This window comes from Blastococcus atacamensis (assembly GCF_002938425.1).
GTDB lineage: Bacteria > Actinomycetota > Actinomycetes > Mycobacteriales > Geodermatophilaceae > Blastococcus > Blastococcus atacamensis.
Genome location: NZ_POQU01000003.1, coordinates 1 through 19,442, shown reverse-complemented (window position 1 = coordinate 19,442; position 19,442 = coordinate 1). Strand labels below are relative to the sequence as shown.

Annotated in this window: 20 protein-coding genes; 1 reads left to right on the top strand and 19 read right to left on the bottom strand. The window is 72.6% G+C overall.

Annotation, left to right across the window (positions count from 1 at the left end; genetic code table 11):
- Positions 1 to 48: 48 nt before the first annotated feature.
- The 9 genes from C5508_RS01370 to era all read right to left on the bottom strand — a co-directional run bounded on the left by C5508_RS01370 (position 49) and on the right by era (position 8,771).
- On the bottom strand, positions 49 to 495 hold the full coding sequence (locus C5508_RS01370) for a hypothetical protein (RefSeq protein WP_104522870.1): 447 nt from the start codon (positions 493 to 495) through the stop codon (positions 49 to 51).
- Positions 492 to 1,652, bottom strand: a complete 1,161-nt coding sequence (dusB, locus tag C5508_RS01365) for a tRNA dihydrouridine synthase DusB (RefSeq protein WP_104522868.1) — start codon at positions 1,650 to 1,652, stop codon at positions 492 to 494. The genes C5508_RS01370 and dusB overlap by 4 nt, the downstream gene beginning before the upstream one ends.
- Positions 1,653 to 1,774: 122 nt before the next feature.
- Complete coding sequence (locus C5508_RS01360) at positions 1,775 to 3,226, bottom strand: aldehyde dehydrogenase (protein WP_104522866.1); 1,452 nt, start codon at positions 3,224 to 3,226, stop codon at positions 1,775 to 1,777.
- A 553-nt stretch (positions 3,227 to 3,779) separates the two neighbouring features.
- Entirely contained in the window at positions 3,780 to 5,177 is a 1,398-nt protein-coding gene (locus C5508_RS01350) for a glycine--tRNA ligase (RefSeq protein WP_104522862.1), read from the bottom strand.
- Positions 5,178 to 5,265: 88 nt separating this feature from the next.
- Positions 5,266 to 5,826, bottom strand: coding sequence for a hypothetical protein (locus C5508_RS01345; RefSeq protein WP_104522860.1), 561 nt, complete (start codon positions 5,824 to 5,826; stop codon positions 5,266 to 5,268).
- A gap of 59 nt (positions 5,827 to 5,885) precedes the next feature.
- Complete coding sequence (locus tag C5508_RS01340; protein ID WP_104522858.1) at positions 5,886 to 6,182, bottom strand: antibiotic biosynthesis monooxygenase family protein; 297 nt, start codon at positions 6,180 to 6,182, stop codon at positions 5,886 to 5,888.
- 82 nt (positions 6,183 to 6,264) lie between these two features.
- Positions 6,265 to 7,029, bottom strand: a complete 765-nt coding sequence (locus C5508_RS01335) for an isoprenyl transferase (protein WP_104522856.1) — start codon at positions 7,027 to 7,029, stop codon at positions 6,265 to 6,267.
- The gene (recO, locus tag C5508_RS01330; RefSeq protein WP_104522854.1) at positions 7,026 to 7,853 is read right to left on the bottom strand and encodes a DNA repair protein RecO; all 828 of its coding nucleotides are present in this window, start codon (positions 7,851 to 7,853) and stop codon (positions 7,026 to 7,028) included. Before recO ends, C5508_RS01335 begins: the two co-directional genes overlap by 4 nt.
- The gene (gene era / locus C5508_RS01325) at positions 7,854 to 8,771 is read right to left on the bottom strand and encodes a GTPase Era (RefSeq protein WP_104522852.1); all 918 of its coding nucleotides are present in this window, start codon (positions 8,769 to 8,771) and stop codon (positions 7,854 to 7,856) included.
- 70 nt (positions 8,772 to 8,841) lie between these two features.
- On the opposite strand from era, the gene C5508_RS01320 reads away from it, so the two are divergent.
- Positions 8,842 to 9,429 (top strand): hypothetical protein, encoded by a 588-nt coding sequence (locus C5508_RS01320; protein ID WP_157943897.1) that lies wholly within the window; start codon positions 8,842 to 8,844, stop codon positions 9,427 to 9,429.
- On the opposite strand, the gene C5508_RS01315 is transcribed toward C5508_RS01320, so the two are convergent.
- From C5508_RS01315 to C5508_RS01270, 10 genes are all read right to left on the bottom strand, one after another.
- Positions 9,426 to 9,758 (bottom strand): cytidine deaminase, encoded by a 333-nt coding sequence (locus tag C5508_RS01315; protein ID WP_104523030.1) that lies wholly within the window; start codon positions 9,756 to 9,758, stop codon positions 9,426 to 9,428. The genes C5508_RS01320 and C5508_RS01315 overlap by 4 nt on opposite strands.
- Positions 9,759 to 9,843: 85 nt before the next feature.
- Complete coding sequence (locus C5508_RS01310) at positions 9,844 to 11,199, bottom strand: hemolysin family protein (protein ID WP_198597770.1); 1,356 nt, start codon at positions 11,197 to 11,199, stop codon at positions 9,844 to 9,846.
- Between the two features lie 79 nt (positions 11,200 to 11,278).
- Positions 11,279 to 11,782, bottom strand: a complete 504-nt coding sequence (gene ybeY / locus C5508_RS01305) for an rRNA maturation RNase YbeY (protein WP_104522848.1) — start codon at positions 11,780 to 11,782, stop codon at positions 11,279 to 11,281.
- Positions 11,783 to 11,784: 2 nt separating this feature from the next.
- The gene (locus C5508_RS01300; RefSeq protein WP_232796840.1) at positions 11,785 to 12,912 is read right to left on the bottom strand and encodes a PhoH family protein; all 1,128 of its coding nucleotides are present in this window, start codon (positions 12,910 to 12,912) and stop codon (positions 11,785 to 11,787) included.
- 93 nt (positions 12,913 to 13,005) lie between these two features.
- On the bottom strand, positions 13,006 to 13,818 hold the full coding sequence (locus C5508_RS01295) for an enoyl-CoA hydratase/isomerase family protein (protein ID WP_104522846.1): 813 nt from the start codon (positions 13,816 to 13,818) through the stop codon (positions 13,006 to 13,008).
- A 33-nt stretch (positions 13,819 to 13,851) separates the two neighbouring features.
- Positions 13,852 to 14,211: a histidine triad nucleotide-binding protein gene (locus C5508_RS01290; protein ID WP_232796839.1), complete on the bottom strand. Its 360-nt coding sequence runs from the start codon at positions 14,209 to 14,211 to the stop codon at positions 13,852 to 13,854.
- A 155-nt stretch (positions 14,212 to 14,366) separates the two neighbouring features.
- On the bottom strand, positions 14,367 to 15,089 hold the full coding sequence (locus tag C5508_RS01285) for an ABC transporter ATP-binding protein (RefSeq protein WP_104522844.1): 723 nt from the start codon (positions 15,087 to 15,089) through the stop codon (positions 14,367 to 14,369).
- Positions 15,086 to 16,915, bottom strand: a complete 1,830-nt coding sequence (locus C5508_RS01280) for a branched-chain amino acid ABC transporter ATP-binding protein/permease (protein WP_104522842.1) — start codon at positions 16,913 to 16,915, stop codon at positions 15,086 to 15,088. The genes C5508_RS01285 and C5508_RS01280 overlap by 4 nt, the downstream gene beginning before the upstream one ends.
- A complete protein-coding gene (locus C5508_RS01275; protein ID WP_104522840.1) occupies positions 16,915 to 17,790 on the bottom strand; it encodes a branched-chain amino acid ABC transporter permease in 876 nt (291 codons plus the stop codon). Before C5508_RS01275 ends, C5508_RS01280 begins: the two co-directional genes overlap by 1 nt.
- A 73-nt stretch (positions 17,791 to 17,863) precedes the next feature.
- Positions 17,864 to 19,042, bottom strand: coding sequence for an ABC transporter substrate-binding protein (locus C5508_RS01270; RefSeq protein WP_104522838.1), 1,179 nt, complete (start codon positions 19,040 to 19,042; stop codon positions 17,864 to 17,866).
- Positions 19,043 to 19,442 lie beyond the last annotated feature (400 nt).

Below are 19,442 nucleotides of genomic sequence, written 5' to 3'. Positions count from 1 at the left end.
CGACGCGAGCCGTGGTCCGTGTGAGCCGGGCCATCCACCCCCGAAGAGTCAGCCGGCGATGCCGCAGATCCGGGGCCCGTCCTCGTTCAGGACGCGCAGATCCGTCGTCGTCCCGTCGGCCCAGCGGACGGCGACGACCTGCACCGCGGCGCCCTCGACGGCGTCGTCGCGCACCGGGCCGACCTCGCCGGCGCCGGTGCCGAGATACTCGCCCGCCACCTCGTCGGGCTGCAGCCGGTCGCGCTCCTCCGTGCACAGCATCTGGTGAGCGGTCTCGGTGTCGCCGTCGGAGATCGAGGCCACGAAGACCTCGGCGGCCTGGGTCGCCTGCTCCTGCGGGGACCCCTTCAGCAGGTACAGGAAGCCCACCATCGCCCCGGCCAGCAGCGTGATGCCCAGGATGCCGGCGACGATCCAGCCCCTCGCGCTGCGGGGGGTGCCGGTGTGCAGCGGCGCGGGGCCGTCGTCGTAGAGGAAGGGGCCGTTGGTCGTCATCCGCCGCTGGTCTCCAGTTCGGCGCCCACGGGGGGCCGCGGGTCGTCGCGGTCGGCCAGCCAGCCCTCGGGCAGCGACACCGGGCGCGGCGGGCTGGTCCGGCCGCGCGGGGCACCGAGGACCGCGGTCGGATACGGCTGGTCAGGGATGCCTGCCAGCAGCCCGGCCAGCTCGTCCAGGCCGCTCACCATCGCCAGCGACCGGCGGACGTCGCCGCCCACGCTGAAGCCCTTGAGGTACCAGGCGACGTGCTTGCGGAAGTCGCTGCACCCGTGCAGCTCGCCCTGCTCCTCGCTCAGCAGCTCGGCGTGCCGGTACATGATCGCGGCGACCTCGCGGAAGGTCGGCAGCGCGCGCCGGGGCTCCCCCGCGAAGGCCGCGGCCAGATCGCCGAACAACCACGGCCGGCCCAGGCAGCCCCGCCCGATGACGACGCCGGCGCACCCGGTCTCGGCGACCATGCGCAGCGCGTCGTCGGCCTCCCAGATGTCACCGTTGCCCAGCACCGGGATGTCGACGGCCTCGACCAGCCGGGCGATCGGCGACCAGTCGGCGGTGCCGCTGTAGAGCTGGTCGGCGGTACGGCCGTGCAGGGTGATCGCGGCGGCGCCCTCGTCCTGGGCGATCCGGCCGGCGTCGAGGTAGGTGACGTGGTCGGCGTCGATGCCGATGCGGGTCTTGATGGTCACCGGCACGTCCTTCGCTGCGCGCACGGCCTCGCGGACGATGTTCCGCAGGAGGACGCGGTGCCACGGCAGCGCGGAGCCGCCGCCCTTGCGGGTCACCTTGGGCACCGGGCAGCCGAAGTTGAGGTCGATGTGCGCGGGACGGGTGCCCGCGACGCCCTCGTCCACGAGCATCTCCACGGCGCGGCCGACGGTCGCCGGGTCCACGCCGTAGAGCTGGACGGAGAAGGCGTCCTTCTCGTCGGGTGTCGCGCGCACCATCTGCAGCGTCTTGGTGCTGCGCTGCACCAGCGCCCGCGTGGTGATCATCTCGCAGACGTAGAGGCCCGCCCCGAACTCGCGGCACAGCGTGCGGAACGCCGGGTTGGTGATGCCGGCCATCGGCGCGAGCACCACCGCGGGGTCGACCCTCAGGCCGCCGAGGCGCAGCGGCGGCAGCGCCGTCGTCGTCGGCTCCAGGGTGGCGGTCACGGCACCCAGAGTAGGTGGCGACGCCGGTCACCCTCGCCGCCCGGCCGAGTGAGCACTCGTCGTCGTGCGACACGCCGGATGCCGGCGGGTCGGACGACGGCAAGTGCTCACTCGGGGTTTGCTCAGAAGGGGTAGACGCGGGGCTCCACCTGCATGCTGATCCACCGCAGCTCGGTGAAGGCGTCGATGCCGGCCTGGCCGCCGAACCGCCCGTACCCGCTGTCCTTCACACCGCCGAAGGGCATCTGCGCCTCGTCGTGCACGGTGGGCGCGTTGATGTGGCAGATGCCGGACTCGATCCGCCGGGCCACCTGGAACCCACGAGCGGCGTCCCGGGTGAAGACGGCGGCGGACAAGCCGTACGCGCTGTCGTTGGCCGCGGCGATGGCCTCCTCCTGGCTGCTCACCCGGGTGATGGTGACGGCGGGGCCGAAGATCTCCTCGGAGAAGATCTCCATCTCCGACGTCACGTGGTCCAGCACGACGCCGGGCATGATCGTGCCCTTCGGCTCGCCCGAGGTCAGCACCTTCGCGCCCTTGGCGACGGCGTCGTCGACCAGCCGGCCGATGTGGTCCACGGTGCTCTGCCCGATGACCGAGCCGAGGACGACGTCGCCCTCTCGCGGGTCACCGATGGGCAGCGACTCCACCCGGGCCACGAGCTTGGCCACGAACTCGTCGGCGATCGACTCGTCGACGATGATCTTGTCGGTCGACATGCAGACGTGGCCCTGGTTCACGAAGCCGCCGAAGGTCGCGCCCTGGACGGCGGCGTCGATGTCGGCGTCGTCCAGCACGAGCAGCGGGTTCTTCCCGCCGAGCTCGAGGACCGCGGGCACGAGATGCCGTGCGCAGACCTCGCCGATGATGCGGCCGACCCGGGTCGAGCCGGTGAAGTTGAGCCGGCGCACCGCCGAGTGGGCCACCATCGCCTCGGTGACGTCGGCGGCGTCCTCGGGGGCGACGGTGATGACGTTGACGACGCCCGCGGGGAAGCCGGCCTCCAGCAGGATCTCGCCGAGCAGCATGTGCGTCGCCGGGGACAGCTCGGAGCACTTGAGGACGACGGTGTTGCCCGCTGCCAGCGGGAAGGCCACGGCGCGGGTCGAGAGGATGACCGGCGCGTTCCACGGCGCCATGCCGATGACGACGCCGGCGGGCTGGCGGATGCCCATGCTCAGGCTGCCCGGGACGTCGGAGGGGATGACCTGCCCGCCGACGGAGGTGGTGAGGCCGGCTGCCTCGCGGAGGATGCCCGCGGCCAGGTGCACGTTGAAGTGGCCCCAGCCGGCGGTGGCGCCGCACTCGGCGGCCATCCGCTCGACGAAGCGGTCGCCGGCGGCCTCGAGCAGGTCGGCGGCCTTCAGCAGCAGCATGCGCCGCGTGCTGGGGGTGGCGGCGGCCCACGACTCGAACGCCGCGGCGGCGGCATCGACGGCGCGGACCGCGTCCTCGACGCCGGCGGCAGGCGACACCGTCACCACATCGCCGGAGACCGGGTTGGCGCGGGTGAAGGTCCGCCCACCGGCGGCGGACGACGGCTGACTGCCGATGAGCAGGCTGGTCTCGAACACGGTCGCTCCTGGAACTGGATCGGTACGGGGTGGGTCGTTCGGCGGTCGAAGGGATCAGGCGGTCGGGACGGTGCCCGTGTTCATCGCGGCGAGGATCTCGTGCTGGCGCAGCGTCTCCCCCGACAGCTCGGCGCACACCCGGCCGTGGTGCCGCGCCGATGTCGACCCCGCGGGTGGGGTCGTCGAGCAGCAGCACCGAGGGGTGGGTCTGCAGCCACTTCATCAGCACGACCTTCTGCTGGTTGCCGCCGGACAGCAGCCCCGCGCTCTTCTCCAGCGAGAGCTGCCCAGGTTGACCCGCGAGGCGTGCTCGCCGGCCCGCGCGCGCAGCGACCGCTTCCGGACCAGCAGGCCGTCGCGGGCGAGGGCGACCGAGCGGACCTGCCCGGCGTTGTCCCAGATCGGCTTGTCCAGCATCAGCCCCAGCCGCCGGCGGTCGCCGGTCACCAGCGCGACGCCGCGTGCGATGGCGGCCCGCAGGCCCCGGGGTGCCGGCTCGCCGTCGGGCAGGGCACCCGTGGTGGCGAGCCGGGCGTCGGTGGGTGCCGGTCGGTCAGCACCCCACCAGGCGCGCGCCGAGGTAGGACTCGACCTGGCTCAGGCCGACGCGCTCCTGGCTCATCGAGTCGCGCTCGCGGATGGTCACCGCGTCGTCGGAGAGGGTGTCGAAGTCGACGGTGAGGCAGAACGGCGTCCCGACCTCGTCCTGGCGGCGGTAGCGGCGGCCGATGGCGCCGGCGTCGTCGAAGTCCACGTTCCAGTTCCGCCGCAGGGTGGCGGCCAGGTCGCGGGCCTTGGGCGAGAGGTCGGCGTTGCGCGACAGCGGCAGGACGGCGGCCTTGACCGGTGCCAGCCGCGGGTCGAGCTTCAGCACGGTGCGGACGTCGACGCCGCCCTTGGCGTTGGGCGCCTCGTCCTCGGTGTAGGCCTCGATGAGGAAGGCCATCAGCGAGCGGGTGAGACCGGCTGCGGGCTCGATCACGTACGGCGTCCAGCGGGTGTTGGTCGCCTGGTCGAAGTAGGACAGGTCCGTGCCCGAGTGCTCCGAGTGCGTGGACAGGTCGAAGTCGGTGCGGTTGGCGATGCCCTCCAACTCGCCCCACTCCGAGCCCTGGAAGCCGAAGCGGTACTCGATGTCGACGGTGCGCTTGGAGTAGTGCGACAGCTTCTCCTTCGCGTGCTCGTAGTGCCGCAGGTTCTCCGGGTCGATGCCGAGGTCGGTGTACCAGCGGGTGCGCTCGTCGATCCAGTACTGGTGCCACTCCTCGTCGCTGCCCGGCTCGACGAAGAACTCCATCTCCATCTGCTCGAACTCACGGGTGCGGAAGATGAAGTTGCCCGGCGTGATCTCGTTGCGGAAGGACTTGCCGATCTGGCCGATGCCGAAGGGCGGCTTCTTGCGCGCAGCCCCCATGACGTTGGCGAAGTTGACGAAGATGCCCTGGGCGGTCTCGGGCCGCAGGTAGTGCAGGCCCGACTCGTCCTCGATCGGGCCGAGGTAGGTCTTGAGCATCATGTTGAAGTCGCGCGGCTCGGTCCAGGCGCCCTTGGTGCCGCAGTTCGGGCACGAGATGTCGGCCAGGCCGTTCTCCGGCGCCCGACCCTTCTTCTCCTCGTAGCCCTCCTCCAGGTGGTCGGCCCGGAAGCGCTTGTGACAGCTCTGGCACTCGGTCAGCGGGTCGGTGAAGACGCCGACGTGGCCCGAGGCGATCCAGGTCTGGCGCGGCAGGATCACCGAGGAGTCCAGCCCGACGATGTCGTCCCGGCTCTGGACGACGGTGCGCCACCACTGCTTCTTGATGTTCTCCTTGAGCTCGACGCCCAGTGGCCCGTAGTCCCAGGCGGACCGGGTGCCGCCGTAGATCTCACCGGCCGGGAAGACGAACCCCCGGCGCTTGCAGAGGTTGACGACCTTGTCGAGGCGGGCGGCGTCGTGCTTGGCGGTGCTCACGAAGGAGTAGCTCCATCCGGCTGGCGGTCGGCGGGTGACTCCCTGACGTTAGTCGCCCGGCAGGGCCGCCCTCGGTCCGGTGCCCGGCTCAGACGTCGCCGAGCAGGAGCATCCAGGCGATCGCCGCGCCCACGATCACGAGGATCGGCAGCAGGGTGAGCACCACCCAGGGCCACCGCCGCGAGGTCCGTCCCACCTGCACCTGCTCGACCGGCCGGTTGCGCATCTCGGGCGAGCTGAACGACAGGGTGCGCTCCCGGCGCTGGGCGGCCGGGGGCTGGACCAGTTCGTCGGTGCGCTGCGAGGCCAGCATCCGTGCCTCGATGCGGGCGACCGCCTCCTCCTGCGTCACCTGCGGCCGCGCCGCATCGACGGCGGAGGGCTCGGCGACGGGCGCGGCGGTGGTCGGGGCCGGCTCGGCGACGGGCGCGGCGGTGGTCGGGGCCGGCTCGGCGACGGGCGCTGCCAGGCCGGCGGTGGCCGGAGGAACGGGAGCCGGGCCTGGAACCGCCGTCGTCGGCTGGTCCACCGCCGACAGCGCCTGCCACTCCTTGGGCAGCGCCGGGGCCGGCCGGTCGGGCAGCGGCGGGAGGGTGATGTCCCGGGTGCGGTCGTCGGGAAGGGGCGGATCGTGCGGCTGCCCGGTCATGCGGGTGTCCTCCCAGGGAAGCGGCTGCGTCCCGCCTGGGGTGCCCGCCCGGGCCCGGCTTACGCCTGGGTTCCCAGGTCGGCCGCGGTGAGATACACCCCGGGTTCGTCGACAGCGTGCACCCACACCGGTCCCCCGGCGAGCTTCACCTCGTACGCCGAGAGCGCCCGGCGGTAGGAGCCGACGCCGTCCCAGCGGGTGACCAGGGCCCACAGACCGGGCTCGTCGGGCGCCGTGCCGACCTCGCCGTCGACGAATCCCGGCCGCGCGGCCAGGGCGTCGAGCAGCACGCGCACCTGCTCGGCCAGCACGGGCTCGTCGCCCGAGCCCACGCGCAGTCGCGTCACGGCGAACATCAGGCGGGCCCGCTCTGGGCGTGATTCCGCGCCACGATCCGCTCCTCGCTCGTTCCTCGCTGCGATGCTCCCGCGGCTGTCATCACGCGGACCCGAAGCGCCGCTGGCGCGCGGCGAACTCCTCGCAGGCAGCCCACAGGTGCCGGCGGTCGAAGTCCGGCCAGAGCGTGTCGAGGAAGACGAACTCGGCGTAGGCCGACTGCCACAGCAGGAAGTTGCTGGTGCGGTTCTCCCCCGAGCTGCGGACGAAGAGGTCGACGTCCTCCATGTCCGGCTCGTCGAGGAACCGGGCCACGGTGGACTCGTCGATCTTGTCGGGGTTGAGCCGGCCGGCCGCCACCTCGCGGCCGATGGCCGCGGCGGCGTCGGCGATCTCCGCCCGGCCTCCGTAGTTCACGCACATGGTGAGAGTCAGGACGTCGTTGTCCTGCGTGAGCTCCTCGGCGACCTCGAGCTCTTTGATCACGCTGCGCCAGAGCCGTGGACGCCGCCCCGCCCAGCGCACGCGCACCCCGAGCTCGTGCATCTCGTCGCGCCGGCGGCGGATGACGTCGCGGTTGAAGCCCATGAGGAAGCGGACCTCCTCGGGGCTGCGCCGCCAGTTCTCCGTGGAGAACGCATAGGCGCTGATCGCCTTGACGCCCAGCTCGATGGCGCCCTCGACGCAGTCGAACAGCGAGGACTCCCCCGCCTCGTGCCCCGCGGTGCGCGGCAGCCCGCGAGACTTCGCCCAGCGGCCGTTGCCGTCCATGACCAGGGCGACGTGCCGGGGCACCTTGTCCTTGGGCAGCTCCGGCGGGCGGGCGCCGGACGGGTGCGGGTCGGGGGCCTTCACCTCGCGCTTCACGGCCGCACGCTCGCGGGGACGATCGCCAGGTCGGGCATCTCGGGGACCGGCCGCCGACGGGGATCGGTGGCGGGGTCGGAGCGGTCGACCAGCGGCAGCGACCGCAGTCCTCGCTCCAGGTGCCACTGCAGCAGGGCGGCGACCAGACCGCTCCCCTCCCGGCGGTTGATGCCCTGGCTGGCCTCGGCCCGGACCCAGTCGCCGGTGAGCAGCGAGTCGAGCAGCTCGAGGGTGACCGGGCTGGGCATCGCCGATCCGGTCGGCCGGCACGCCGGGCAGACCGTGCCACCGGCGGGCACCGAGAAGTGCCGGTGCGGGCCGGCCTCGCCGCAGCGGGCGCACTCCGAGAGCGCGGGCTCCCAGCCCGCCACCGACATCGCGCGCAGCAGGAACGCGTCGAGGACCAGCCCGGCGGGATGGGTCTTCTCCCCCAGGGCCCGGAGCGCGCCGACGACGAGCAGGAACAAGCGCAGCGACGGTTCCTTCTCCTCGGCGGTGAGCCGGTCGGCGGTCTCCAGGACCGCGGTGCCGGCGGTGTAGGCCGGGTAGTCGGCGACGATCTCCTGGCCGTAGGACCGGATGGACTCCGCCTGGCTGACGATGTCGAGGTTGCGGCCGGTGTAGAGCTGCAGGTCGACGTGGGTGAACGGCTCGAGCCGGGCGCCGAACTTGCTCTTGGTGCGGCGCACGCCCTTGGCCACCGCGCGGACCTTGCCGGTGCGCCGGGTCAGCACGGTGACGATCCGGTCGGCCTCACCCAGCTTCTGGGTGCGCAGCACGATGCCCTCGTCCCGGTAGAGCGCCTTCGGGGTGTGCGCGGACATTCAGTACCCCAGCCGGTTGAGCTTCTTCGGGTCGTCCTGCCACTCCCCGAGGACGGTGACGTGCAGCTCCAGGTGCACCCGGGCGTCGAGCAGCGTCTCCATGCCCACCCGGGCCTCGCTGCCGATGGCCTTGATGATCGACCCGCCCTTGCCCAGCAGCATCGGCTTCTGGCTCTGCCGCTCGCAGTGCAGCAGCGCGTGCACCTCGACCAGCTCGCGTCCGGCACGCTTCGGATCGGGGCGGCGGTTCAGCTCCTCGATGGTCACCGCGAGCGAGTGCGGCACCTCCTGGAAGACCTTCTCCAGCGCCGCCTCGCGGACCAGCTCGGCCAGCTGCCGCTCGACGTCCTCGTCGGTGGTCTGCTCGTCGGGGTACAGCGGCGGCCCCTCGGGCAGCAGCTTGATCAGCAGGTCCTCCAGCAGCTCGACCTGGTCGCCCTGCACGGCGCTGACCGGCACGATCTCGGCGGCCTCGACGAGCTGGCTGGCCGCGATGAGCTGCTCGGTGATCTGCTTCTTGCCGGCGGCGTCGGTCTTGGTGACGACGACGACCACCGGCGCCTTGACCTCGCGCAGCTGGCGGGCGATGAACCGGTCGCCGTTGCCCACGGGCTGGTCGGCCGGGATGCAGAAGACGATCACGTCGACGTCGGACAGCGTGTCGCGGACGACGTCGTTGAGTCGCTTGCCCAGCAGGCTCTTGGGCTTGTGCAGACCCGGGGTGTCGACGAGGACGATCTGCCCGCCCGGCCGGTGGACGACGCCGCGGATGGCGTGCCGCGTGGTCTGCGGCCGGTTGCTGACGATGCCGACCTTCTCGCCGACCAGTGCGTTGGTCAGCGTGGTCTTGCCGGCGTTGGGGCGGCCCACCAGGGCGACGAAGCCGCTGCGGTGCGGCGTCTGGTCAGGGCTGCTCACAGCTCCAGTCTCCCACCTGGGGACGACGGGACCGGACGGCGCCGGGAGACGACCTGAAATCATGGCCGGCGTGGCAGAGCGCGAACGCGACCGGGCGCGGCCGCCCCAGGCAGCCCTGGACCGTGCTCGGCGGCTGCACGTCGAGCAGGTGCGGGGGCACCGCTTCGTGGCCGGCTGGGGGACGAAGCGGTCGGCGACCGTCGTCCCCGCCCCGCTGCGGTACTGGCAGTACCGCGCCCCGGGCCTGCTGGCGGCCGCCCTCGCGCTGGTCGTGGTCGCGGTGTGGCTGGGCTTGTTCGCCTGGCGCGGCGGTGAGTACGCCGTCCGGGACGAGCTGCCGGTGGCCCTGGCGGCGGGGCTGGCGATCTACGTCGTCAACGTCGGCCGGCTCACCGTCTCCGACTCCGGGCTCTCGTTCACCACCCTCGGCACGCGCCTCGACGCCGCGGCCGTCGTCCCGTCGACGACGGTGCGGTCGGTCCGCGTCGGCCGGGCGCCCGCGGACTGGCCGGCCGCCGACAATCGCGGCGGCTGGTGGCCCGGGCGGACGCGCGTCGCCGTCCGGCACCTGGCCGACGACGGGGAGCGGGCGTTCACCGTCTGGATCCGGGACCCCGACGCGTTCGCCGAGGCGCTCGGCGTACGGCTGACGCGCTAGGCGCTGGCGCGCACGACCCCGTCGGGACCGGCGAGGTGCACCGGCGCGCCGGCGGTGAGGTCGCGCACGGCCGCCAGCCCGTTCGGCTCCACGGCCTCGGCGGCCGAGACGACGACGGCCGCCTCCAGCCCCTCGACCCCGCTGGACACCGCGGCGGCGACGGCGGCCTGCAGCGCGGTGAGGGTCAGCGAGGGCAGCGCCACGCTGGCCGCGACGTAGGTCCGGCCGTCGGTGTCGCGCACCGCCGCTCCCTCAGTCGCTCCGGTGCGGGCGCGCGCCGAGCGGGCGAGGGTGACGAGCTTCGCGTCCTCGGGGTGCAGGTCAGCCATGGAGTCAGTCTCCATCCCCGCGGTCCGGCCCTTCCGCAGGGGCCCGACGCGAGCCGTCGAGGGGCGGGGGTCGGAGGGTCCTTCCTCAGCCCTCCACGCCGGCCTGGAGCTCGGCCCCGGCGGCCCCGGCGGGCTGCCGCTCGCCGTCGTCCCCGCCGTCCTCGGACGGCTCGGGCACCCGGGAGACGAGCATCGTGTCGATCCGGTTGCGCCGCCCACCGGTGCTCTCGGCGACCAGCACCAGGCCGCCCACCTCGGCGGACGCGCCCTCGATCGGCACCCGGCCGAGCTCGCGGGCCAGCAGCCCTCCGACGGTCTCGACGTCGTCGTCCTCGGTCAGCTCGACGCCGGGGAACAGCTCCACGAGGTCCTGCACCGGCAATCGGGCGGTCACCCGCACCGATCCGCCCTCGAGGTGCTCGATCTCGGGCCGCTGGAACCTGTCGTGCTCGTCGGCGATCTCGCCGACGATCTCCTCGAGGATGTCCTCGATGGTGACCAGGCCGGCGAAGCCGCCGTACTCGTCGACGACGATCGCGATGTGGATGCGCTGCGCCTGCATGTCGCGCAGCAGTTCGTCGACCGGCTTGGACTCCGGGACGAACGTCGGCGTCCTCATCAGCTCCTCGACCTTGGGGCCGCGCTGGTCACCGGCGTTCTGCGACCGGCGGACGAGGTCCTTGAGGTAGACCACGCCGACGACGTCGTCGACGTTCTCCCCGATCACCGGGATGCGGCTGAACCCGCTGCGCAGGGCGAGGGCGAGGGTCTGCCGGACCGTCTTGTGGCGCTCGATGTAGACGACGTCGGTGCGCGGCACCATGACCTCGCGGGCGATCGTGTCGCCCAGCTCGAACACCGAATGGATCATGTTCCGCTCGCCGGACTCGACCACGCCGCGCTCCTCGGCCATGTCGACCAGCTCGCGCAGCTCCACCTCGGAGGAGAACGGGCCGTCGCGGAAGCCGCGACCTGGGGTGATCGCGTTGCCGACGAGGATCAGCAGGGTGGCGACCGGCCCGAGGAGCCGGCCGAGCACGCGCACGATGCCCGCGGTGGCCAGCGCCGTGCCGTAGGCGTGCTGGCGCCCGAGCGTGCGCGGGCCGACGCCGACGAGCACGTAGCTGACCACGGTCATCACGCCGGCCGCGGTGAGGAAGGTGCGCCAGCCGCCGCCCCACAGGTCGTAGAGGAGGACCGTGACCAGGACGACGGCCACCATCTCGCAGGCGATGCGGAGCAGCAGCAGGAGCGAGACGTGGCGCGCGCGCTCGGCGACGACCTCCTCCAGCGCCGCGGCGCGCTTCACGCCCTCGCGGCGCATCTCCTCGACGCGGGCCTTGGACACCCGCTGGAGAGCGGCGTCCATGGCGCCGAACACACCGGCGAGCGGGACCAGGCAGCAGGCGACGACGAGCATGGTGATCGAAGTCGAGTTCACTGCTCGGCTCCGGACCCGTTCCGCTCCTCGCTCGCCGGCGCTCGCTGCGATGCTCGCTCGCCCGTCGCCCTCGCGGCGGTCATCGGGAGCCGGACTCCTGACCCGTGGCGGCCCCCGTCACCGGCTCGCGGGGCGCCGCGCGCCAGGACTCGATGAGCTGCGACTGGAGACCGAACATCTCCTTCTCCTCGTCGGGCTCCATGTGGTCGTAGCCGAGCAGGTGCAGCACGCCGTGGGTGGCCAGCAGCACGAGCTCGTCGTCCATCGAGTGACCGGCGGCGCGGGCCTGTCGGACGGCGACGGCCGGGCAGAGCACGATGTCGCCGAGCAGCGCCGGGCCCGGGTCGGGGTCGTCGGGACGGCCGGTGTCGAACTCGTCCATCGGGAAGGCGAGCACGTCGGTGGGGCCCTTCTCGCCCATCCACCGCTCGTGCAGGCTGCTCATGTAGTCGACGTCGACGCACAGCACCGACAGCTCGGCCAGCGGGTTGATCTTCATCTCGCCCAGCACGAACCGGCAGATGCCGGCCAGCTCCGCCTCGTCGACGGCGATCTCGGACTCGTTGGACACCTCGACGGGCACGGTCAGCTCCCCTGCCGGCGCGGTTGGGACGTCCGGACGGGCGCGCCGGCAGCCGGTCGGGAAGGAGCGGGCTGCCGGCTCGCGTCGAAGCGCTCGTAGGCGTCGACGATGTCACCGACCAGGCGGTGGCGGACGACGTCGGTGCTGGTCAGGTTGGCGAAGTGCACGTCCTCGATACCGTCGAGGATCTCCCGCACGATCTTCAGGCCGCTCTGCGCGCCACCGGGCAGGTCGACCTGCGTCACGTCACCGGTGACGACGATCTTCGAGCCGAAGCCGAGCCGGGTGAGGAACATCTTCATCTGCTCGGCGGTGGTGTTCTGCGCCTCGTCGAGGATGACGAATGCGTCATTGAGAGTTCGGCCGCGCATGTAGGCCAGCGGGGCGACCTCGATCGTGCCCGAGGCCATCAGCTTCGGGATCGACTCCGGGTCGACCATGTCGTGCAGCGCGTCGTAGAGCGGCCGCAGGTAGGGGTCGATCTTCTCGCTGAGCGTGCCGGGCAGGTAGCCCAGGCGCTCGCCGGCCTCGACGGCCGGGCGGGTCAGGATGATCCGGTTGACCTGCTTGGTCGTCAGCGCCTGCACCGCCTTGGCCATGGCGAGGTAGGTCTTGCCGGTGCCGGCGGGGCCGATGCCGAAGACGATGGTGTTCTCGTCGATGGCGTCGACGTAGCGCTTCTGGTTCAGCGTCTTGGGCCGGATGGTGCGTCCGCGGCGGCTGATGATGTCCAGGCTGAGGACGTCGGCCGGGCGCTCGGAGCCCCCGGTCCGCAGCATGGCGATGACCCGGCGCACCGAGTCGGGACGCAGCTGCTGACCGGTGCCGATCAGCGCGATCAGCTCGTCGAAGACGCGGACGGCGAAGGCGTTGTCGGCTGGCTGCCCGGTCACGGCGATCTCGTTGCCGCGCACGTGGACGTCGGCCTCGAGCTCGGTCTCGACCAGGCGGAGCAGCTCGTCGGCGGAGCCGAGCAGCGCCACCATGGGCACGGTGTCGGGAACGGTGATCGCGGTTCGGACGGCCGTGGGCGACGGGGCCGCGACGTCGTCGGCGGCAGCGGCCTGCGCCGATGCCTCACGCGACGAAGGGGCACCCGGCACGGGGACGTTCGAGGAGGTGTCGGGCAAGAACCCTCGACCCTGCCTTCCTGCTACGGCGATGGCGGACCGCTCGACTCTACCCGCGTACGCGCCGCTGAAGCGCCGGTCGCCCGAAGGGGGTCAGCGGCCGGTGTAGGTGGCCTTGCCCGGCCCCTCGCTGAGGAAGGAGGCGACGGCGCCGCGCAGGTCGTCGGTGGCGAACAGCGGGCCGGAGATCTCCGGGACGCGGGCGTCCGCGGCCCGGGCGCCCTCGCGGACGGCGATGCTCGCCAACTGCTTGGTCGCCGCGTGCGCCACGGTGGGGCCGGCCGCGACCTTGTGGGCGTAGGCGCGGGCGGCCTCGGCGAACCCCTCGTCGGGTAGCACACGGTTCACCACGTTCCAGCGCTCGAGGACCGCGGCCGGATAGCGCTCGCCGGTGTAGATCAGCTCCTTGGCGCGCGCCGGCCCGGCCCGCTCCGCCAGCCGCTGCGGCCCACCCATCGAGGGGGTGAGGCCCACGACGATCTCGACCAGCCCGAACGACGCCTTCTCCGCCGCCAGCAGGATGTCGCACGACAGCGCCAGCTCGAAGGCGGCGGTCAGGCAGAGTCCGTGCGCGGCGAACACCGTCGGCACCGGCAGGTCCTCGAAGGTGTTGGCCACCTCCAGGAGGCGCGCCCACAGCTCGCCGCCGCGCTGCGCCGGCTCGGGGCCCTCGGCGATGTCGCGGAAGTAGGTGACGTCGACGCCGCCGGAGACCACCCTGCCCCGGGCCTCGACCAGCACCGCCCGCGCGCGGCCGGGGTCGGCCGGGTCGGTCAACGCGACGAGCTCGCGCGCCACCCGCTCCATCGCGTCGAACGTCGCCGCGTCGAAGAGGTTCAGCGGCGGGTTGTCCAGGACGACGACGGCGACGTCGCCGTCGCGCTCGATGCGCAGGGGCTCGCTCATGTCCCCCACCCTCTCAGGCGCGGCCGACCGGGGTCACCCCGGCGGCCAGCCCAGCCCGCGACCGCCCAGCACGTGCAGGTGGACGTGGTGCACCGTCTGGCCGGCGTCGGGGCCGGTGTTGGCGACCAGCCGGTACCCGGGCTCGGCGCCGTCGCCGGTGACCAGCCCCTGTTGGCGGGCGACCGCGTGCGCCGCGGCGACGACGTCGCCGAGCAGCGCCGGGTCGGCCTCGGCCAGAGCGCCCACGGTGGCGTGGTGGTCGGTCGGGATGACCAGCACGTGCGTGGGCGCTTGAGGGTTGATGTCGCGGAAGGCCAGCACCCGGTCGGTGCGGTGGACGACGTCGGCGGGGATCTCACCGGCGACCATGCGGCAGAACAGGCAGTCGGTCACGACCGTGACCCTAAGAGGACCCCCGTGCCCCCCACCACTCGCTGCGCTCGCGGCGGGACCCTGCACGAGGGCCGTTCCAGCACGTCACCCGCCCCCCACCACTCGCTGCGCTCGCGGCGGGACCCTGCACGAGGGCCGTTCCAGCACCCCGACCGTCAGGTCGCGCCGTCGACCCCCAGGTAGGCCTGCACGATCCGCTCGTCGGCGAGCAGCTGGTGGGCCGGGCCCGAGTGCACGACCTCACCGCTCTGCAGCACGTAGCCGTGGTCGGCGGCGCGCAGCGCGCGGCGGGCGTTCTGCTCCACCAGCACGACCGTGGTGCCCGACGCCCGGATCTCCTCGATGACCCGGAACACCTCGTCGACGATCTTGGGAGCCAGGCCCATCGACGGCTCGTCCATGAGCACGACCTTCGGTGCGGCCACCAGCGCGCGGGCGATGGCCAGCATCTGCTGCTCGCCGCCCGACAGCGACCCCGCCGGCAACGCCCGCCGCTCGGCGAGCACCGGGAACCGGTCGTACATGTCCCCGATCGAGCGCCGGGTGCCGGGACCGGTGTGCCACGACCCCATCTGCAGGTTCTCCTCGATGGTGAGCGTGGCGAGGATCTGCCGACCCTCCGGCACCTGCACCAGCCCGCGACCGACCAGCTTGTGCGCCGGTGTGCGGGTGATGTCCTGCCCCTCGAAGGTGATCCGCCCCCCCGCCGGCCGGACCAGCCCGGACACCGCGTTGATGATCGAGGACTTGCCGGCCCCGTTGGCGCCGACGAGCGTGACCAGGGACCCGGGCGCCGCCTCGAACGAGACGCCGCGGACCGCCTCCCCCCGGCCGTAGCCGACCCGCAGGTCGGCCACCCTGAGGATCGGCTCGCTCATGTCGCATCCCTCGAGGTGGTGTCCGGTGGTTCCAGCGTGCCGGCGGCCCCCGGCCGCACGTTGAGCACGGCGTCCGGCGAGGCCGCGTCCGGGCCGCTCGCGGTCGGGTCCACGGCGGTGCCCTCGGCGATCGAGGCCTCGGCCGGGCCCGTGGCCCGGTCCTCCTCCGCGGCTCCCAGGTACGCCTCGATCACCACCGGGTCGGCGGCGATCTCCTCCGGGGACCCGCTGGCGATCACCTCGCCGAAGTTGAGGACGACGACGCGGGTGCAGGTGCGCAGGACCATGCCGACGTTGTGCTCGATGAACAGGATGGTCAGGCCGTCGGCGGCCAGCGACGTGATCAGCTCCGACAGCCGGGTGGCCTCGACGTGGTTCATGCCGGCGGCCGGCTCGTCGAGGATCAGCAGCGACGGGTCCGAGGCCAGCGACCGGGCGATCTCCAGCCGGCGCTGGTCCCCGTAGGACAGCGCCGAGGCGCGGGTCGCGGCGACGTCGGCCAGGCCGACCCGCCGGAGGCACCTGGCCGCTTGCTGGTGCGCAGCCCGCTCGTCGCGCCGGGCCGAGGGCAGCCACAGCAGCCGCCTCAGGAACGTCGGGCGGCTGACCAGGTGGGCGCCCACCAGCACGTTGTCCAGCGCTGACAGCCGGTCGAAGAGCTTCGAGTGCTGGAAGGTCCGGCTGACACCGGCCGCGGCGATCCGGTGCACCGGGGTGCGGCCGACCGTCGTCCCGAGCACGGTGGCCGTGCCCGAGCTCGGCGGCACCAGGCCGCTGATCATGTTCACCAGCGTCGTCTTGCCGGCGCCGTTCGGGCCGATGAGGCCCACGACCTCCCCGGCGCGGACCTCGAGGTCGACGCCGCGGACGGCGTGCACCCCGCCGTACTCCTTCCCCAGCCCGGCCAGGGTCACGACCGTGTCACCGGCCGCGGGGTGCCGGCGCCCGGCCAGATCCTTCCCGCCGTCGTCCGCGGCCGCGGGCATGCGGACCCGGCGCGGGATCAGGCTGGTCAGGCCGCCGGGCAGGAAGAGGATGACGACCAGGAGCAGCAGGCTGGCCAGGAACGGCCGGATCCAGCCGGCCTCGATGCCCACCGCGCGCTGCAGCTCGGGGATCATCGTCTGGAACCCGCTGCCCAGGATCGGCCCGAGGAACATGGTCGAGCCGCCCAGCACGGCGGTGACCAGGCCCTCGACCGCGGCGGTGAAGTCGAAGTCGCTGGGCGCGATGAGCCGCACGTAGTAGGCGAAGAGCACACCGTAGAGGCCGGCCACGGCGCCGGAGGTCACGAAGGCGGCCAGCCGGTGCCGGCCGACGTCGATGCCCATCGCACGGGCCGCGAGCTCGTCCTCGCGGATGGCCTCGAGCGCCCGGCCGTACCGGGAGCCTCCCATCCGCCAGAACCAGTAGGCGACGACGGCCAGCGCGGTCCACGCCATGCCGACGGTGAGGACGCGGGGCACGCCCAGGCCCTGCGCCCCGCCGGTCCACTCGGCGTTGAGCAGCACGACCCGCACGGCCTCGGCGAACCCGAGGGTCGCGATCGCGAGGAAGACGCCCCGCAGGTGCATCGTCGGCAGCCCGAGGACGATGGAGGCGGCGGCGCCGACGCCCATGCCGATGACGATCGCGGTGAGCAGCGCGGGGACGTCCCCGACGTCGGCGGCGCTCGGCGCGAGGGCGACGGCGGAGAAGGCGGCCAGCGAGGCGAACCCCGCCTGGCCCAGGCTCAACTGCCCGGCGATGAGAACCGCGTAGAACGAGTAGGCGAAGATCGCCCCGAGGGCGATGAAGGTCAGCGTGGTGGCGTACTCGTCGAGCATCAGACCTCCCGCACCTTCCGCGCACCCAGCAGACCCTGCGGGCGCAGCAGGAGGATGACGAACAGCAGGCCGAAGGCGATGACGTCCCGCCACGACGAGCCGATGTGCTGAACCGCGAACACCTCGGCCATGCCCAGCACCAGGCCGCCGATCAGCGCGCCGGGCAGCGAGCCCATCCCGCCGACGATGATGACCGCCAGGCCCTTGAGCTCGATGGCCGCGCCCATGCCGAGCTGCGCGGTGTTCACGTTGATGGCGAAGAGCACGCCGGCGACCGCGCCGAGGGCCGAGGAGATGGCGAAGACGACGGCGGTGACCCGGTCGACGTTCACGCCCAGGACTCTTGCGGCCGTCGGGTTCTCAGCGACCGCGCGCATCCCGCGGCCCAGCCGGGTCCGCGTGACCATGTAGGTGAGCCCCACCATGAGCGCCAGGGAGACGGCCAGGATGACGATCTGCACCAGCGTCACCTGCGCGCCGGCCACCTCGTAGCGGGAGTCGGGGAACGAGCCGGCCGGGAAGCGCCGGGTGTCGGGCCCGTAGCGCCACTGCAGCAGCGCGATGAGCATCCCGGCGAGGGCGATCGAGGAGATCAACCCGGCGAAGTGGGCGTCGGCACGGTTCTTCAGCGGTCGGAACGCCAGCCGCTCGATGACGAGCCCGAGCAGAGCGCCGACGGCGAACACCACGGGCAGCGCCGTCCACAACGACATCCCGCCGCGGGCGACCAGCTCGATACCGACGAAGGCGGAGGCGGCGAACACCGCGGGGTGGGCCAGGTTGAGCCGGTCGAGGATGCCGAAGACCAGGGTGAAGCCGATCGCGAAGAGCGCGTAGATCGACCCGATGAAGATGCCGTTGAGGAGCTGCTGCACAGCGGTCCCGTTCTCGTCGTGGATGGGGATGGCGAGGTGCCCCCGGCCGGGCCGGCCGGGGGCACCGGACCGATCACTCCAGGACGGCGAACTTCCCGTCCTGCACGACCTGCACGACGGCCGGGTGGACGGCGTCGCGGTTCTCGTCGATGGAGAACTCGCCGAGCACCGTCGGCACGTTCTCCAGCTCGCCCAGCGCCGTCTTGAGGCTCTCGCGGTCGGCGGCGCACCCGGAGCGCACGGCCTCGTCGACGAGCATCAGGCCGGTGTAGGCCTGGGCGGCGAACTGGTCGGGAGCGGCGTCGTACTCGGCCTGGTACGCCTCGAGGAACGCCTGGTTCTCCGGGTTGTCGGACGCGGAGTTCCACGCGGCGCCGACGACGACGCCCTCGGCGGCCTCGCCCGCGTCGGCCATGAGCCGCGGGTTGTTGAACCCGTTGCCGCCGATGATCGGGACGTCGATGCCGAGCTCGCGGGCCTGGGTGACCAGCGGGATGGCGGCCTCGATCAGCCCGGAGACGACGAGCGCGTCGGGCTCCAGGCTCTGCGCCTCGGTGAGCAGCGCGCGGAAGTCGGTGTCGGCCTTGGAGAAGGTCAGGGTGTCGGCGATCTCCACGCCCTCGTCCTCGAGCGCCGCCTCGAATGCCTCGAAGCCGGACTCGGTGAAGGCGTCGTCGTTGCTGTACATGACGACCACGTTCTCCAGGCCGAACTCCTCCGTCGCCTTCGCGACCGTCTGCGGGATGACGGCCTGCTCGGTCAGCGAGTTGCGGAAGATGTAGTCACCGATGTCGGTGATGCCGGCCGCGGTGTTGGAGATGCCCAGCACCGGCACGCCGGCGTCCTGGGCGATGGGGTCGGACTGCACGGCCGCGTTGGACAGCGTCGGGCCGATGATCAGGCTGACGTCGTCGTTCACGAACTGGTCGAAGAGCGTGATGCCCTGGCGAGGGTCGGTCTGGTCGTCCTCGATGGTGAGGTCGTAGGTGACCCCGCCCTTCTCGGCCAGCTCCTTGGCGGCCAGCTCGAGGCCGCGCTGCTGGGACTCGCCGTAGCTGGCGGCGGCGCCGGTCAGGCTGAGGACGGCGCCCAGGGGCACCTCGGCGTCGATGGTGCAGGAGTCGCCGGTGCCCTCGCCGGAGAGCTCGCCGGAGGCCTCGGACCCGCCGCTGCCGCCGTCCGACGAGCAGGACGCGAGGACGAAGACCGCGGCGGTGGCCGCGGCGACGGTGTGGAGCGTGGTGCTGCGCATGGATCTCCCCTGTTCGTGCACGACGACCCTGCCGGGCCGGGTGGTCGTGCAGCTCTCGCGTCGGTCCCGGTCCACCCGGGCGTGATGTCCGCGGGCGCCGTGCGGGGCCGGTTACGGGCGTCACAGTAGGCAGGGGTGCGGCCTGCCCGGGAGAAGGGGTGGACGACCGTGCCCAGAACGTGACTGCCCGCCGCCGGCGCCCCGCCGCCACCGGCGCGACGGTGCCACCGGCGCGACGGTGCCCGGCGGCCGGGAGAGGATGGGGTGCCGTTTCCCGCCCAACCGGAGGTCTCCGTGCCCGTTCCCCTGCCCCCCACGAGGACCTGTCGCTTATACACATATAAAACTGTCGCCGACGAGAAGATCATAGATCTCGACGCTCGCAGGACTATTCAACAAA